At 40.8% G+C, this 14,357-nt stretch carries 13 protein-coding genes; 7 read left to right on the forward strand and 6 right to left on the reverse strand.

Annotated features, from left to right (window positions below):
* The first annotated feature begins 2 nt into the window (after positions 1-2).
* Entirely contained in the window at positions 3-710 is a 708-nt protein-coding gene (locus tag ACK4EX_RS03915) for a response regulator transcription factor (protein WP_409769914.1), read from the forward strand.
* A complete protein-coding gene (locus tag ACK4EX_RS03920) occupies positions 711-1,784 on the forward strand; it encodes a sensor histidine kinase (protein ID WP_409769916.1) in 1,074 nt (357 codons plus the stop codon).
* A gap of 6 nt (positions 1,785-1,790) precedes the next feature.
* Here ACK4EX_RS03920 and ACK4EX_RS03925 read toward each other — a convergent pair whose 3' ends face one another.
* From ACK4EX_RS03925 to ACK4EX_RS03935, 3 genes are read right to left on the reverse strand one after another with little or no spacing between them, the layout of a single operon-like run.
* Complete coding sequence (locus ACK4EX_RS03925) at positions 1,791-2,483, reverse strand: NUDIX hydrolase (protein WP_409769917.1); 693 nt, start codon at positions 2,481-2,483, stop codon at positions 1,791-1,793.
* An 11-nt stretch (positions 2,484-2,494) separates the two neighbouring features.
* The gene (locus ACK4EX_RS03930) at positions 2,495-2,854 is read right to left on the reverse strand and encodes a MerR family transcriptional regulator (protein ID WP_409769919.1); all 360 of its coding nucleotides are present in this window, start codon (positions 2,852-2,854) and stop codon (positions 2,495-2,497) included.
* Complete coding sequence (locus tag ACK4EX_RS03935) at positions 2,854-3,831, reverse strand: M23 family metallopeptidase (RefSeq protein WP_409769921.1); 978 nt, start codon at positions 3,829-3,831, stop codon at positions 2,854-2,856. The genes ACK4EX_RS03930 and ACK4EX_RS03935 overlap by 1 nt, the downstream gene beginning before the upstream one ends.
* A 132-nt stretch (positions 3,832-3,963) precedes the next feature.
* Between ACK4EX_RS03935 and alaS the strand changes: the two genes are divergently transcribed.
* Genes alaS through ACK4EX_RS03950 form a run of 3 tightly spaced genes read left to right on the forward strand, consistent with a single transcriptional unit; the run spans position 3,964 to position 9,840 of the window.
* Positions 3,964-6,579: an alanine--tRNA ligase gene (gene alaS / locus ACK4EX_RS03940; RefSeq protein WP_409769923.1), complete on the forward strand. Its 2,616-nt coding sequence runs from the start codon at positions 3,964-3,966 to the stop codon at positions 6,577-6,579.
* 37 nt (positions 6,580-6,616) lie between these two features.
* Complete coding sequence (locus ACK4EX_RS03945) at positions 6,617-8,425, forward strand: lysophospholipid acyltransferase family protein (protein ID WP_409769926.1); 1,809 nt, start codon at positions 6,617-6,619, stop codon at positions 8,423-8,425.
* Positions 8,422-9,840 (forward strand): hypothetical protein, encoded by a 1,419-nt coding sequence (locus tag ACK4EX_RS03950; protein WP_409769928.1) that lies wholly within the window; start codon positions 8,422-8,424, stop codon positions 9,838-9,840. Before ACK4EX_RS03945 ends, ACK4EX_RS03950 begins: the two co-directional genes overlap by 4 nt.
* Before the next feature lies 1 nt (position 9,841).
* On the opposite strand, the gene ACK4EX_RS03955 is transcribed toward ACK4EX_RS03950, so the two are convergent.
* Positions 9,842-10,636 (reverse strand): LamG domain-containing protein, encoded by a 795-nt coding sequence (locus ACK4EX_RS03955; RefSeq protein ID WP_409769929.1) that lies wholly within the window; start codon positions 10,634-10,636, stop codon positions 9,842-9,844.
* Between the two features lie 71 nt (positions 10,637-10,707).
* Positions 10,708-11,832 carry a glycosyltransferase gene (locus ACK4EX_RS03960; RefSeq protein WP_409769931.1) on the reverse strand — a complete coding sequence of 375 codons (1,125 nt, stop codon included), beginning with the start codon at positions 11,830-11,832 and terminating at the stop codon, positions 10,708-10,710.
* 32 nt (positions 11,833-11,864) lie between these two features.
* Here ACK4EX_RS03960 and ACK4EX_RS03965 point away from each other — a divergent pair, with 32 nt between their 5' ends.
* Entirely contained in the window at positions 11,865-13,109 is a 1,245-nt protein-coding gene (locus ACK4EX_RS03965) for an S-adenosylmethionine:tRNA ribosyltransferase-isomerase (RefSeq protein ID WP_409769933.1), read from the forward strand.
* A gap of 73 nt (positions 13,110-13,182) precedes the next feature.
* On the forward strand, positions 13,183-13,977 hold the full coding sequence (locus tag ACK4EX_RS03970; RefSeq protein ID WP_409769935.1) for a hypothetical protein: 795 nt from the start codon (positions 13,183-13,185) through the stop codon (positions 13,975-13,977).
* On the opposite strand, the gene ACK4EX_RS03975 is transcribed toward ACK4EX_RS03970, so the two are convergent.
* Complete coding sequence (locus tag ACK4EX_RS03975; protein WP_409769938.1) at positions 13,974-14,219, reverse strand: hypothetical protein; 246 nt, start codon at positions 14,217-14,219, stop codon at positions 13,974-13,976. The genes ACK4EX_RS03970 and ACK4EX_RS03975 overlap by 4 nt on opposite strands.
* Between the last annotated feature and the right edge of the window lie 138 nt (positions 14,220-14,357).

Consider the following 14,357-nt stretch of genomic DNA (forward strand, 5'->3'; position numbering starts at 1 on the left):
ATATGTCTGTGAGCGAAATTAAATACAAAATCCTCGTTGTAGATGACGAGCCCGATATTTTAGAGATATTGAGCTATAATCTGAAACGGGAAGGCTATATCGTCATTACAGCAAATAATGGCGAAGAAGCGATAAAACTTGCAAAGGCTGAAAAGCCGGATTTAATAGTGCTCGATGTGATGATGCCCGGAATGGATGGCATGGAAACATGTGATAAAATTCGAAACATTCCTGAACTTTCAAATGTAATCATCGCCTTTCTCACTGCACGCAGCGAAGATTATTCTCAAATTGCTGGCTTCGAGGCGGGTGCCGATGATTACATCACAAAACCTATCAAACCAAAAGTATTTGTTAGTCGTATTAAAGCACTTTTACGCAGAATTGCAAGAGAAGAAAACCAAGAAAAAAGTCTTGTTTTCGGCGATTTGCGCATTGATATCGAAAAATATGAAGTTTTAAAAAACAATAAAAAAGTAGTACTTCCACGTAAAGAATTCGAGCTGCTTTCACTCCTAGCTTCGAAACCAAATAAAGTATTTACACGCGAAGAAATACTCGATATGGTTTGGGGTAGCGATGTTGTAGTAGGAGGACGCACCATCGATGTACATGTGCGTAAATTGCGTGAAAAGCTTGGAGATGAAATCATTTCAACAATAAAGGGTGTAGGATATAAATTTGAATATTCGGATAAAAATTCATACTGATTGCAGCAATTAGACGATCTACTTGATAGGTTGAACTTAGACGATCCCAATCGTTTGAGTTTTTTATTATCAGTCATAGCGTCAGTCGTTTCTTTTTTGTCAATTCTTTATTTTTACGATAAGAGCCTCACTTATCCAGCCCTTTCACTTTTTACATACTTGGTGGGTAGCATTATCTTTTTTTATCTCATTTTTTATGTGCTTATTCGTTTTTTTGTTTATAGGAAAGTACTGTTGATTTTTAAGGCCATAAATCAGTTAAAAAGTCTTGAGAAAACTGAAGAAGAAGTAGCTAAAAATGTTTCTCTAAAAAGTGCACAGGTGGCAGTTTTCGATTGGGCTGAAGATAAAGTAAATCAAATCGAAATTCTTAAGGAGCGTGAAAAATATCGGAGGGAATATTTAGGAAACATTAGTCATGAATTAAAAACGCCAATATTTAATATTCAAGGCTATATTTTGACACTGCTTGATGGCGCAATGAACGATCCTGATCTATGTGAAAAGTATTTAAAACGCACCAATAAATCCATTGATCGAATGATCAATATTGTGAATGACCTTGATTTGATTGCCCAACTCGAAAGTGGTGTATTAAAATTAAAAATTTCAAAGTTTGATCTACACGAACTTGTAAGGGATGTTTTTGACCAACTTGCCGATAAGGCGAAAGCTCGAAATGTAAAATTAAAATTTAAGAAAAACTACGATAGACCAATACTTGTAAAAGCAGATCAAAAACGTATTGAGCAGCTGTTAGTTAATCTTATTATCAACGCTATTAAATATTCAAAGCCTGATGGGGGTCTTGTCGAGGTTGCATTTTATGAATTACCTGATCAAATAATGACAGAAATTTCAGATGATGGGGTTGGTATTCCGCAAGAAGATTTACCAAGAATTTTTGAGCGCTTCTATCGGGTTGATAAAAGCAGATCGAGAGATGCTGGCGGCAGCGGATTGGGTCTTGCGATTGTGAAACACATAATAGAGTCTCACAGGCAGTCAATCAACGTTCGTTCTGCAGAGGGAATTGGCAGTGCATTTTCCTTTACTCTCAACAAAGCTGATTAACTGCTATCAGAATAAAAAGTCGTATCCTTTCAGCGACATTTTCTCATATTTTTCTTCGTCAAATTTGTATAGTTTACTTTCTTTTCCTTGGGGAGTAATAATGGTTTTTCCTGTATCCACGAGTAATTGGCTATTGAATATTTTTTTTCGAAAATTTCGCTTGTCAAATGTTTTATTGAGGGCCTGCTCGTAGAGTGTTTGAAGTTGTGTAAGTGTAAACTCTTTTGGTAGAGAATTAAAACCTACAGGTCGTCTTTTCACGCGCCTTTTTAATCGTTCTTTCGCATAATCAATGATCTCATTGTGATCAAAAGCCATTGGAGGAATATCGTGGTAATTTATCCACTTACAACCGTTTTTTTCTGCGTTTTTTTGTTCTTTTTCGGTGAGTTGCATTAATCCATAAAAAGGAATATTTACTACACGCCCTATCGGATTCCTGTACACTTTCGCAAAGGCGTTTAGCTGCTCTAGGTACACATCTTCATGTTCGATGGTCTGTAAGAGCAAAATTTTTATGTTTTCTTCCAAACTTTCATCAGCTTTTACATATCGGCTCGGAATGACCCAGGCTCCTTTATAGGGGTCATCTTTTTTACGGGTGAGCATGATTTTAAGATTTTCTAAGTCAAAGCCAAATAAGACTATTCCGGTAGCCAGTGCTACGTTGAAATACTCTGCTTTGTTTGCCTGATTCATGTTTTTCAAGGTTATAAGATGTCTTTTAAATGCAGTAATTCGCTGCGTATTTTTAGTAGTTTCTCGCGAATTTCCTCTTTAGATAATTGAAAGATATTATCGTTTGAAGATTTATCTGATTTATTGTTGTAAAGTTCTTTCTTGGCTCCTTCTAAGGTGTACCCTTTTTCTCTAACCAGGTGATAAATTTTTTGGAGGGTTTCTACGTCTTTAGGAGTAAAAAGTCTATTGCCTTTTTTATTGGTTTTTGGATGTAAAAATTCGCTAAACTCTTTGTGCCAAAATCGTATTAGAGAAGCATTTACATTAAGCATCTCAGTTACTTCTCCCATTGTGAAATAACGTTTGTATTTCAGCACTTTTTCATCCATTAGTCAAAGGATTGATTTTCCTGTCGGGCCAGTCGCAGCATCAAATCAAATTCTTCTGGTGTGAGGTCGTTAAAAAAGTAGTTTATTGGATCGACTTTAATGCCGTTTTTGATCACTTCGTAGTGCAGATGTGGACCGGTAGATGACCCTGTATTGCCTACATATCCGATGATATCGCCTCTTTTTACTTTCTGTCCCGGTTTTACAATAGCTTTTGACATGTGAGCATAAAGTGTATGATAGCCAAAGCCGTGAGAAATGATTACGTAAAGTCCATAGCCTGAGCCGCCGATTCCGTTGTCTTGAATGACTACGCCGTCGCCTGTGGCGTAAATGGGAGTACCTACAGGAGCGGTAAAGTCAATACCCGTGTGCATTTTAAGTACTTTGTAAATGGGATGTATGCGCATGCCAAAACCTGATGCCACGGCTGTAAGGTTTTTGTTGGCTATGGGTTGGATGGCTGGAATGGAAGCTAAGAGTTTGTTTTTGTTTTTGATTAAATCTAAAACTTCGTCGTATGATCTGCTTTGAATGTAGGCTTGCTTTCTAAGTTTGTCGAGGCGTTGTGTAGTTTCTTTGACCAGCTCCGATGTAGCGTAGCCGTCTAAATTTTTATACCGATTGATACCGGCCAGCGAGCTTCGGCGAAGATTGGCAGGTATGGGTTCAGCTTCGAAGATTACGCGGTAGATGTTGTCGTCTCGATTTTCAAGGTCGAGCAGAGCTTGTTCGAGTGTATTGAGCTTGTTTTTCAGCAGTTCGTAGTTCAAGGTCAAATAGTCTATTTCGCGCATCAGTTCCTTTTCGCGTGGAGTTACGAGAAATGACTTTGAGAAAAACAAGAATAAAAAGGCAAAGAGGCCGGATGAAAGTAGAAAAAGCAGCACATTACCTACCTGCTTCCATATGGAGGGCTCCAGCCGCTTATACGATAGGGTTACGGGATCGTAAATGTATTTGTGCTTCTTGGCCAAAGAGTCAAATGTTAGAAACCGGATCTTATTTCTCGCAAAAATACCAAATCACAGTAAGCCTAGGGCATATTTTTGCCGGTCTGAAATCTGCGAGATTGATTTAGCAACTCATTTTTCTTAATTAGTACGAATATGCTTACATCTAAAGAGATACGTTCACTTTTTCTTCAATTTTTTGAATCCAAAGGTCATAAAATAGTACCCTCAGCCCCGCTTGTTATAAAAAATGATCCTACGCTCATGTTTACTAATGCTGGTATGAATCAGTTTAAAGACCTCTTTCTCGGTAATGCGCCGGTAAAATATCCCCGTATCGCAAACTCGCAAAAATGCTTGCGCGTAAGTGGCAAGCACAACGACCTGGAGGAAGTAGGCATTGACACGTATCACCACACTATGTTCGAAATGCTTGGCAATTGGTCGTTTGGCGACTACTTTAAAAAGGAGGCGATCGAATGGGCGTGGGAATTATTGACGGATGTCTATAAACTGCCAAAAGATCGGCTATATGTCACCGTATTTGGGGGCGATGAGGCCGAAGGCTTAGCCTTTGACCATGAAGCGGCTGAGTACTGGAGCGCACACATTTCAAAAGATCGTATTCTTTCGGGCAGCAAAAGAGATAACTTCTGGGAAATGGGCGATACCGGGCCTTGCGGTCCATGTAGCGAGATACACATTGACTTGCGACCCGATGATGAGCGCGAAATAAAAGATGGTAAAGAGCTCGTGAATGCCGGTCACCCGCAAGTGATTGAGATATGGAACCTCGTATTTATGGAGTTTAATCGCAAGGCCAACGGTTCACTGGAAAAACTACCTGCCCGGCATGTAGATACGGGTATGGGTTTCGAGCGTCTTACAATGGCTTTGCAGGGGAAAACTTCGAATTACGACACTGACATTTTTCAACCTCTCATTAAAAAAATCGAACAACACACAGGCATAGCTTATAAAAGCAATGAGAATACCGACATTGCTATGCGCGTGATTGCTGACCACGTGCGGGCAGTAGCCTTTGCCATAGCTGACGGTCAATTGCCGTCTAATACCGGGGCCGGATACGTCATACGCAGAATCCTTCGCAGAGCTATTCGCTACGCATACTCTTCTTTAAATATACAGTCTCCCTTCATTTACACTTTGGTTGAGGTACTGGCAGCCGAAATGGGCGACTTCTTCCCTGAGATCAGAGAGTCAGCTCAGTTTGTAGCCAGAGTAATACGCGAAGAAGAGCAAACCTTTATCAAAACCATTGACAGTGGATTGAACCGTTTGGAAGAAGTTATACGAAACACTCAGGGCAAAGTAGTAGATGGTGAAAAGCTCTTCGAATTGTACGATACTTATGGCTTTCCACTTGACCTTACGACACTCATTCTACGCGAACGCGGGTACAGTGCTGATCAAGAGGGTTTTAACCGCGAAATGCAGCGACAGAAAGAAAGGTCACGCGCTGCAGCTGAGCTACTGGCAGGCGATTGGGTTGAAATACGCAACGGTGGTGATCGCTTTGTAGGCTATGACACTACTGAGCTTGAAACAGAAGTAGCTCGTTTTAGAAAAGTAGAAACAAAAGACAAGACCTTTTTTCAAATTGCTCTGGTAGATACGCCCTTTTATCCCGAGGGTGGTGGACAGGTGGGTGATACGGGAATGCTCATTTTTGGCGATGAGTGCATTGAAGTGTACGATACCAAAAAGGAAAACGGCATTATTCTTCACTTAACGCACAGCTTGCCAGAAGACATCACTCTTCCCGTCAAGGCCATAGTAAACGTTGAAAAGCGAAAAGCAACTGCCCGTAATCACTCAGCTACACACTTGCTGCACTACGCGCTACGACAAGTACTAGGAACGCATGTGGAGCAAAAGGGTTCATTGGTAGCTCCAGACTATCTGCGATTTGATTTTTCCCACTTTGCCAAAATGACAGACGACGAGCTCGTAAAGGTAGAAAATCTTGTAAATCAGTTAATCTTAGACAACATTCCCCTCAACGAATATAGGGAAATAGATATGGAAGCTGCTCTCGAGATGGGAGCCATCGCACTCTTTGGCGAAAAATACGGCGAACGTGTTAGGGCCATCAAATTTGGACCTTCAATAGAGCTGTGCGGGGGAACCCATGTAGCATCAACTGGTGCTATCGGTTTATTAAAAATTACTCAAGAATCGGCTATAGCTGCTGGTGTACGTCGTATTGAGGCTGTTACTGGACTTGGGTTTTTAAAAGTGTTTCGCGAGCAAAATGATCTTTTAACAGCTTTAAAGGGCCTATTGAAAAATCCCAAAGACCCCATATCTGCCCTTCAAAATGTTATTGAAGATCGTCAAACCCTTCAGAAAAAAGTAGAAAACTACGCGCGACAGGAGGTAGAGCTCCTATTTGAAAAACTCTCAGACGAAGTAAAACGATCAGATACTCCCATATTGGCAGAAAGAGTTCCAATAGACGCGGCTCAAGTAAAAGATTTAGCCTTCAGGCTTAAACAGAGATTCCCCAAAGGATGCTTTGCTCTTGGATATGTTACTGCCGACAAGCCAGGCATTGCTATAGCCGTAGGAGATGAAGCACTTAAAATGGGCATTAATGCCGGTGCAATTGTAAAGGAGGTAGCCTCTTTCATACGAGGTGGTGGCGGTGGTCAGCCGCACTTTGCTACGGCGGGTGGTTCTGACCTGAATGGATTGGAAACTGCTCTTAAAGTTGCCCGCGAAAAGCTAGCTGAAGGCTTGGTTCAGTGAAATATTTATCTTTGAACTTTCTGAACTCAACACACCCATGAAACTGGTAGAAAAGGACGATTTTGCCAAGGCCACCAATTTGGACAAAATAGGTCTGAAGCGAATGGCCGGCCTGATGATGAAAATACTCAAAATCGACGACATCAATCAGATATACGAAAAGCTTTCAGATCACAAAGGAGTTGAGTTCATCGACCGCTTGTTTGAAGAGATTGATGTTCAATTTGACTACTATCAGGAGGAACTAAGCCGTTTTCCGAAGACAGGTCCATTTATCGTTATTGCCAATCATCCTTTAGGGGGAATTGATGGAGTGATTCTGATTAAACTTGTTTCGCTTGTTAGGCCTGATTTTAAGGTAATTGCCAATTTCCTGCTCAAAAAAATTGAGCCGATAAGCGATTTTATCATGCCTGTTAATCCCTTTGATGCCGAAGTGGTAGGCAAGAGCAGCGTACCAGGCATTAAAGACGCAATAAATCACCTGAAGAACGGGCATCCTTTGGGTATGTTTCCGGCGGGTGAGGTCAGTACTTATCATTTCGATGCCGGAAAGATTTTAGACAAAGAATGGGAAGAGGGAGCTATTAAACTCATTAAGAAAATGAAGGTTCCCGTGGTGCCGGTATACTTTAAGGCTCGGAATTCACTTTGGTTTTATCTATTGGCCTCCATCCATCCGATGCTGCGCACAGCCAAGTTGCCAAGCGAACTTTTTACTCAGAAGAAGAAGCCAATTATGGTGCGCATCGGCAAGCCTATTCAGCCAGCTGAAATCGATGAGTATCCTGATATCGAATCATTGAGTTCTTTCTTGCGAACTCGCACCTACATGCTTGCGAGCACACTGCCGCCTAAAAAATCAATTATTAAACTGCCAGTAAATCCTCTTGTTAAAAAAGGAATAAAACCCATCGTGGCACCTGCGCCCCTCTCAAAAGTGCTGGAAGAGATCGAATACCTGCGCTCTAAGGGCAAAAAACTCACTGAAACAAAAAATTACGAAGTATTTGAATTTTTGGGAGATGAATGTCCCTATCTCTTACATGAGATTGGCCGGCTCCGAGAAGTGACCTTCCGCGAGGTAGGGGAGGGTAGCAATGCCGAGATCGATCTCGATGAGTTTGATCAATATTACACACATTTGATATTGTGGGACAGTGAGGCAAAGCAACTTGTAGGTGCATACAGATTGGGCATAGGTCAAAACATTTATCCGAAGTTTGGATTAAAAGGTTTTTATGTGCCAACGCTTTTCAAAATCGAGCCACAAGCTGAGCACCTTTTTTCGCAAGGTATAGAGATGGGGCGAGCATTTGTTATTAAAGAGTACCAGGCTAAGCCTTTACCGCTCTTTTTGCTGTGGAAAGGTATCGTACATATAATTCTGCGCAATCCCGGTCATCGCTATCTCACAGGCTGTGTAAGCATCAGTAATTCCTACAGCAAATTCTCAAAAACGCTGATGATTGAATTTATCAAACTCAATTATCTCGATAAAAAACTCGCCAGATTTATCAAACCACGCAAAGCTTATAAAGTAAAAATTGACGAACGGGAAAAGGAATTTGTGCTTTCAAAGGCAAAAGACGATCTTAACAAGCTCGATAAGTTCATCGAAGACCTCGAACCCGGGAATACCCGTGTGCCTGTGCTCTTGAAAAAATACATCAAGCAAAATGCAAAGGTCGTAGCTTTTAATGTGGATCCAAAGTTCAATAATTCGCTGGATGGCTTTATGTATATTGATATTAACGATCTTCCTTCACAAACCATTCAGCCGGTGCTCGAAGAGCTGGAAGCAGCCGCTAATCGTGCACAGAACAATCCGGAAGCTACTGAATGAAGCTGAAGCTCAAAATTTTCACGACTTACATCTCTTCACTAACTCAAGAAGAGATAGAGTATGTAGCTCAAAAAATTAAAACAGCAGATACCGATGTTCAAAAAATTCTTTTGCAGGCTCGGCAGGGACTTCAACAGGGTTACTTTTCTTTTGACCCAACAATAGATAAGCGAAAGTACAGCCTCCTTAAGAAAAAAATTGATCAATTATTACAATTGAGCGATATCGATCATCAGATTGTTGTAATTCATCATTTTACTCAAAAGATTTTAAAAGACGATGTTACTCCAGCGGATGAGAGTAAACTCTTAGCCTTACTTGATGAGGCTCACCCTGAAACGTATTATTTCAGAGAATTCTACCGAATGTTTCAAAAACTGAGGGACTTTCTGCTTATACGGTTCAGAAAAAAGGTGTTACCCGATGTAGAGAAGTACCTTAAAGAGTATGAAACAAATTACAAGCTTAACACAGAAGTAGAAACTACCCTTCCACAGCTTACAGAAAAAATCATTGGAGAATATGAGCTGAAAGAAGTAGCAGATAGCTCAATGGCCGACACCTTGCTCAAAATTTCACAAGATAACCGACTCGATGGGCACAATCGCTATTCGGCGTCGGTACGGCTGTGGTTTTATTACTTGAACAAAGGCCAATATCAGAAAATGCTTGAGCACATGGATTACTTTAGGGAGGCCTTTTTAATTCCACACTATCCCGGTAGACGTGTACTGTCTAATTACTACGCAAATCGATTGCTTTTACACTCAAGGCTCAATCAGATCGATGAGGCTTTGAAATTTGGATGGCTTTCGCTCAAGCAAAAGACCTCTGATTATTTGTTTTATGTTACAAACATGAGTGCTGTACTGTCGCGTGCCGGTCGTTATCAAGAGGCACACAAGCTGATGCTCTCTGCCTTTGATGAGATGCGCCACACCACACAGATGTACAATAAAATTAGCTTTATTGCTCAATATATCCACATTCTAATTGATCTAAAAAGATACAAGCAGGCAGAAGAATTTGCCGAAAATTATCTAAATACAGCAATCAAAGAAGTTATGGCCACCCGTTGGCATTTGTTTTTTGCGGGATTTTTCAGGTCTCTGGTAATGCAGGAAAAATTCGGACGCTTGTTATATGTGGTCAGCAAGTATAAAATCAAGCAATTGGAAGCTCAATACCGACAGAAGCCAAACTATCTGCCTACTATGAGCTGGTACATCACTTTGGCTGAGTTTATGGAAGGCTACATCAGTGAAGAAAAAGCATTAGATGCTATGCAGTCAGCTGCTACTCAACTCCTTGACGATCCCATACGAAGCCAGCGAATAGCTGAGCAATGTAGGGTACTCGAAAAGTTTCAGCCTCAGATGATTTCTAAGCTCAGGAGGAGATTGGGATTCCTATAGTTCAGGGAAGTTTGAACGTATTTTCATACAAATCCCGCACCTGCTGCGGACTTACTGCCCCCTTCAGAATAACCACATCATCGATAATGCCTTCAAAATATTGATCAAAACTTGATTCACTGGCCCCTATCATAAACGGATGGCTTGGTGTAGGGTCGAAGCCCAATTGAGTAATGTTGAGCTCTGTATCCTGATTTTGCAGGAAGCCACCTCCAGCAATTTTTACCAGCTGACGCATCTGACCGTCCACATAAATCCGGATACGTTCTGCTGCCCTGTCAACAGTGATGGCGAGATGATGCCATTGGTCATCGTTAAAGGTTGACTCCTTGGTTCGAATGAGTACAGCATTTTTTGAATCCATTGATTTAGTACCACCAATTCCGAAAGCTATACATCCTTTTTTCCCACCAAAGGCATAGTTTACTGCAGTAAAGATACCCGGCTTAAAAATTTGAACCCCCGTGGCAAGCGGAAACATGTACTTTTTTTTACCTGCGGTTTTAAACCACAGACAGATAGCAAAGCTTTCGTGTTCCTGAAAATTGACAACTGAATTATCAGAAAACAGAATAACATCCGACTTCCCATTAAAAGAGTAGGCACTGTTGGGATTGCCAAATCGGTCAGTAGTCAGGATGGCTCCTTTTACTGTTCCTGCACTTGAAGAACTGACACGGTTATCCGCGTTTCCGTTGAATGGGTAATACGCCACGACAGTCTGGGCATAAATGCATGTATTAAACATAAAGAATACGGAAATCACAGCAGTAAAAAATGAAATTTGATTATTCATTTTTCCAAAGATTTTCAACAAATTAATTATGTGTATCACCTTTCATTTAATACTGCATATGCAGTAGGAAGTCAGTTTTCAAAAACATTTGATATGAAATTGCGCAGCTTGATTGCTTCGGTTTCCCAGCGAAGTACAGCGGAAGCTTTTATTAATCCGGGGAGATAAAAGTCTCTACCATTGCTTATGACTTTCAGAATTGCAGCTGCAATGTCATCAGCAGCATGGCTTGCAATGACCTCGCCGATGTTGTAATGCTCGATTATTTGCATGACTTCTTCAGCGCGGCTTCCGATGATGGGAATCTGGCAGTGTATAAAATCAAATATTTTGTTTGGCAAACTGTATAGGTAATTTGGTGCATCTGTTTTATCCAGCGAGACACCTGCATTGGCTATTCTGGTATATCCAAGCATATCGGCATATGACATCGGTGGAAGATACTTCACCCGATGGTCTAAATTTAACAATCGAACTTTTTCCAGAATCTGATTGAGGGCATTTCCCGACCCGATGATCAGAAGTTTAACGTGACCGGGAAGCATTGAAAACGCATCGAGCAGCTCTTCCAGTCCTCTGCCGACATTTAGACCGCGGCCTTGTGAGATAAGTACAAAATCGCTGTCCGTATATCCCAGAGAAGCTCTGTCAATTTTTGGAACAGTTTCAGGAATCAGGCTGATATTTCGCACATAAGTCACCTCAATGCCGTACTCTTTTCTGTACAATTTGGCTATGGAGGCGTTTACTGTCAGCATTTTTGAGAGCCTTGGAAGTAAGAAATTTTCCAGCGTCTTCCAGACTTTATAGCGAAGGGGTCTGTATAGTACTTCGGGGCTGCCGCAGAAGTACTCATGGCTGTCGTAGGCCAGTGGAATATCCTTGAGTTTGGAAGTGAGCCAGTTTGGCAGCAGGGTGTCGAGATCATTTGCCCACAGACCGTCAGCACGGTGTGTGAGCAGATATATGAATAGCCAAATCTGATAGCTTGCGTAAAAGAAAATTCCCTGCTCGGCTGGTAATTTGAACCGCACTGTTTTGTAATCTCTTGAGATGGCCGGACTGTTTTTCAGCCGCCGTCCTATGCATATCACCTGATATCCTGCTTTTATTAATTCTGAGCAGGTTTTGTGTACACGTTGGTCAGTGGCCAGATCGCTTGTGGCCGATACAATGATGGTCTTCTGGCGGGTCATACTTTTGCGATTGCAAGTTTACGCGTATACGGATGAGTTTACTACCTGAAATTCGTATTTCTGATTTTGACTATGAACTGCCGGCCGACCGCATAGCAGCTTATCCACTCGAAGAAAGAGATCAATCTAAGTTGCTCATTTACAGAGATGGCTCAATTACCGATACTGTTTTCACCCAGCTCAGCGAATTTTTGCCTAGTGGTTCGGCCATGTACTTCAACCAGTCAAAGGTGGTATTTACGAGATTGTTTTTTAAAATACATGAATCGGATAAAAAGCATATTGAAATTTTTTGTTTGGAGCCGGCTGATGGGCTTGAGCTTTCTTCGGCACTTACCAGCAAAAACTCCGTTGTGATGAAGTGCATGGTAGGCCGTGCAAAACGATGGAAGGAACAGAAACTGACAATGCGCATCCCGCACGCTCTTGGCGATATTTTGCTTCACGCCGAAAAAGTCGGCAGGCAAGTCGATGTGTTTTTGGTGCACTTTACGTGGAGTGCCGATATCACCTTTGCTGAGATACTCGAATTAGCAGGCCATGTTCCTCTGCCTCCTTATATCAAGCGAGATGATGAGGCCATTGACCGCAATCGATATCAGACTATCTATGCTCGCAGAGAGGGTTCAGTGGCTGCGCCAACCGCCGGTCTCCACTTCACCGAGCGTGTTTTTGAGTCGCTAAAGAAAAAAGATGTAGCGCTAAACTTTCTAACCTTGCATGTAGGTGCAGGCACATTTGCTCCGGTCAAATCAGAGTATATCGCCCAGCACCAGATGCACGGCGAGTACATCGAAATTACCCGCGAACTTTTGGAGTCGTTGTTACAAAGTAAGCAGCGCATAGCCGTAGGTACCACAAGTCTTCGAACGTTAGAAAGTATCTATCACCTTGGCATACGCACGATGCTTGAAGGCGATCTCTCCATACACGATCTCGATCAATGGTGTGGCTTTACACACCCGAAAGACATCACGTTTGAGCAAGCAATTGAACATTTGCTAAAGGTTTTTGATCGCCATAAAATCGATGCTGGTATTAAATTAAAAACCCATATAATCATAGCCCCAGGCTATGAAATCCGTTCGGTAGATGCATTGGTCACCAACTTTCACCAGCCTTCTAGCACTTTGCTACTCTTAGTTTCAGCTGTTACCGGCGGTGAGTGGCGCAAGATTTACGACCATGCATTAGCGCATAATTATCGTTTTCTTAGCTACGGCGACAGCAGTTTATTGTTTGTTAAAAAGAAACAACATGCCCATTCTGCAATTTAAAAATTTGCTCCTTCAGATATTTCTAACCTTAGCTGCACTTTCAGGTCTAAGTCAGCGCGTAGAGTTAGAGCCTGTGTGTAAACTTCCCAAAGCGCTCAACGAAAATTCCGGAATGGTCGCCTGGGGCGATACTCTTTTATGGCTTATTAATGATAGTGGCAATGATCCAATACTTTATGCAATAAATACAAAGTGTGAAATTCTAAAAGAAATTTGGATAAAAGGAGCGGAAAATATCGATTGGGAAGAGCTAGCTGAAGACCTTGAAGGAAATATTTTTATCGGTGATATTGGCAATAATTCCAATAAACGAGAAACTTTATCCATATATAAAATTTCAAAGAGGGACCTTATTCAGTTTCCCGATTCTGTTCAGCCCATAGAAACCATTTGCTTTTTTTATAGCAATCAGCAAGATTTTCCACCCGAAAAATCTAAAAGATATTTCGATGCTGAGGCTCTTTTTTATTACAACGATTCACTCACTTTGGTTACAAAAAATCGTACAGAACCCTTTGATGGTAAAGCTTATGTATATCGAATACCGATCAAAGGAGGAAATCATCGGTTGTTTCCAGCTGATTCGCTTTTTACAGGGTTGGGATTAATGGAGTTACATTGGATAGCTGGAGGAGACCTATTAAAAGATGATAAAATTCTCTTGTTAGGTTATGACAAAGTATTTCTAACGATCATAAAAGAATTAAAAAAAATAAAATCTATTGACCTTGGAATGTGGAAACAATTTGAGTCGATCGCTGTAGGTGAAAAATTTATTTTTATTTCAAATGAGAAAAATCGAAAAAATAAACCGGTTTTATATAAAATTTCGGTGAAAGATATTGAACAATTATTTGATGAATTTTAAGATTTTTTGCTTCTATTTTTTGCTCTTTCGAGTGTCATATTTCGATAATTTTCATCTTCATGATAGCGCTTTTTAGCGCGTTTCAAAACTTTTTCTCTGTATTCTTCGTTTGTATGATATAATTCTCTGTATTTAGCTTTAATTTTTTCGCGATAGTTCTCGTCGTTTTGATATTTTTCTTTCAGTTTCGACAGAATCTTTTCTTTGTTTTTTTGATAATATGACTCTTTTTGTTGACTCATTTTGACAAGTCTTTGACACAAAATACGCTATTAATGCTTTTTTATAAACGTGTTAATTAGTGAAGTGGAAATCAAATCTTATGAAAACCGTTAAAATTCTTTCTAAAAATGTTTAAAATTTGATTTAAAACAATTTCA

Origin of the sequence: Thermaurantimonas sp. (assembly GCF_046299575.1) — a bacterium.
Lineage (GTDB): Bacteria > Bacteroidota > Bacteroidia > Flavobacteriales > Schleiferiaceae > Thermaurantimonas.

Excerpts from the sequence above, each read along its gene's own strand:
- ACK4EX_RS03925 (WP_409769917.1), bottom strand. The coding sequence starts at position 2,483 with ATGAATCAGGCAAACAAAGCAGAGTATTTCAACGTAGCACTGGCTACC.
- alaS (WP_409769923.1), top strand. The coding sequence starts at position 3,964 with ATGCTTACATCTAAAGAGATACGTTCACTTTTTCTTCAATTTTTTGAA.
- ACK4EX_RS03965 (WP_409769933.1), top strand. The coding sequence starts at position 11,865 with ATGAGTTTACTACCTGAAATTCGTATTTCTGATTTTGACTATGAACTG.
- ACK4EX_RS03915 (WP_409769914.1), top strand. The coding sequence starts at position 3 with ATGTCTGTGAGCGAAATTAAATACAAAATCCTCGTTGTAGATGACGAG.
- ACK4EX_RS03960 (WP_409769931.1), bottom strand. The coding sequence starts at position 11,832 with ATGACCCGCCAGAAGACCATCATTGTATCGGCCACAAGCGATCTGGCC.
- ACK4EX_RS03955 (WP_409769929.1), bottom strand. The coding sequence starts at position 10,636 with ATGAATAATCAAATTTCATTTTTTACTGCTGTGATTTCCGTATTCTTT.
- ACK4EX_RS03975 (WP_409769938.1), bottom strand. The coding sequence starts at position 14,219 with ATGAGTCAACAAAAAGAGTCATATTATCAAAAAAACAAAGAAAAGATT.
- ACK4EX_RS03945 (WP_409769926.1), top strand. The coding sequence starts at position 6,617 with ATGAAACTGGTAGAAAAGGACGATTTTGCCAAGGCCACCAATTTGGAC.
- ACK4EX_RS03930 (WP_409769919.1), bottom strand. The coding sequence starts at position 2,854 with ATGGATGAAAAAGTGCTGAAATACAAACGTTATTTCACAATGGGAGAA.
- ACK4EX_RS03950 (WP_409769928.1), top strand. The coding sequence starts at position 8,422 with ATGAAGCTGAAGCTCAAAATTTTCACGACTTACATCTCTTCACTAACT.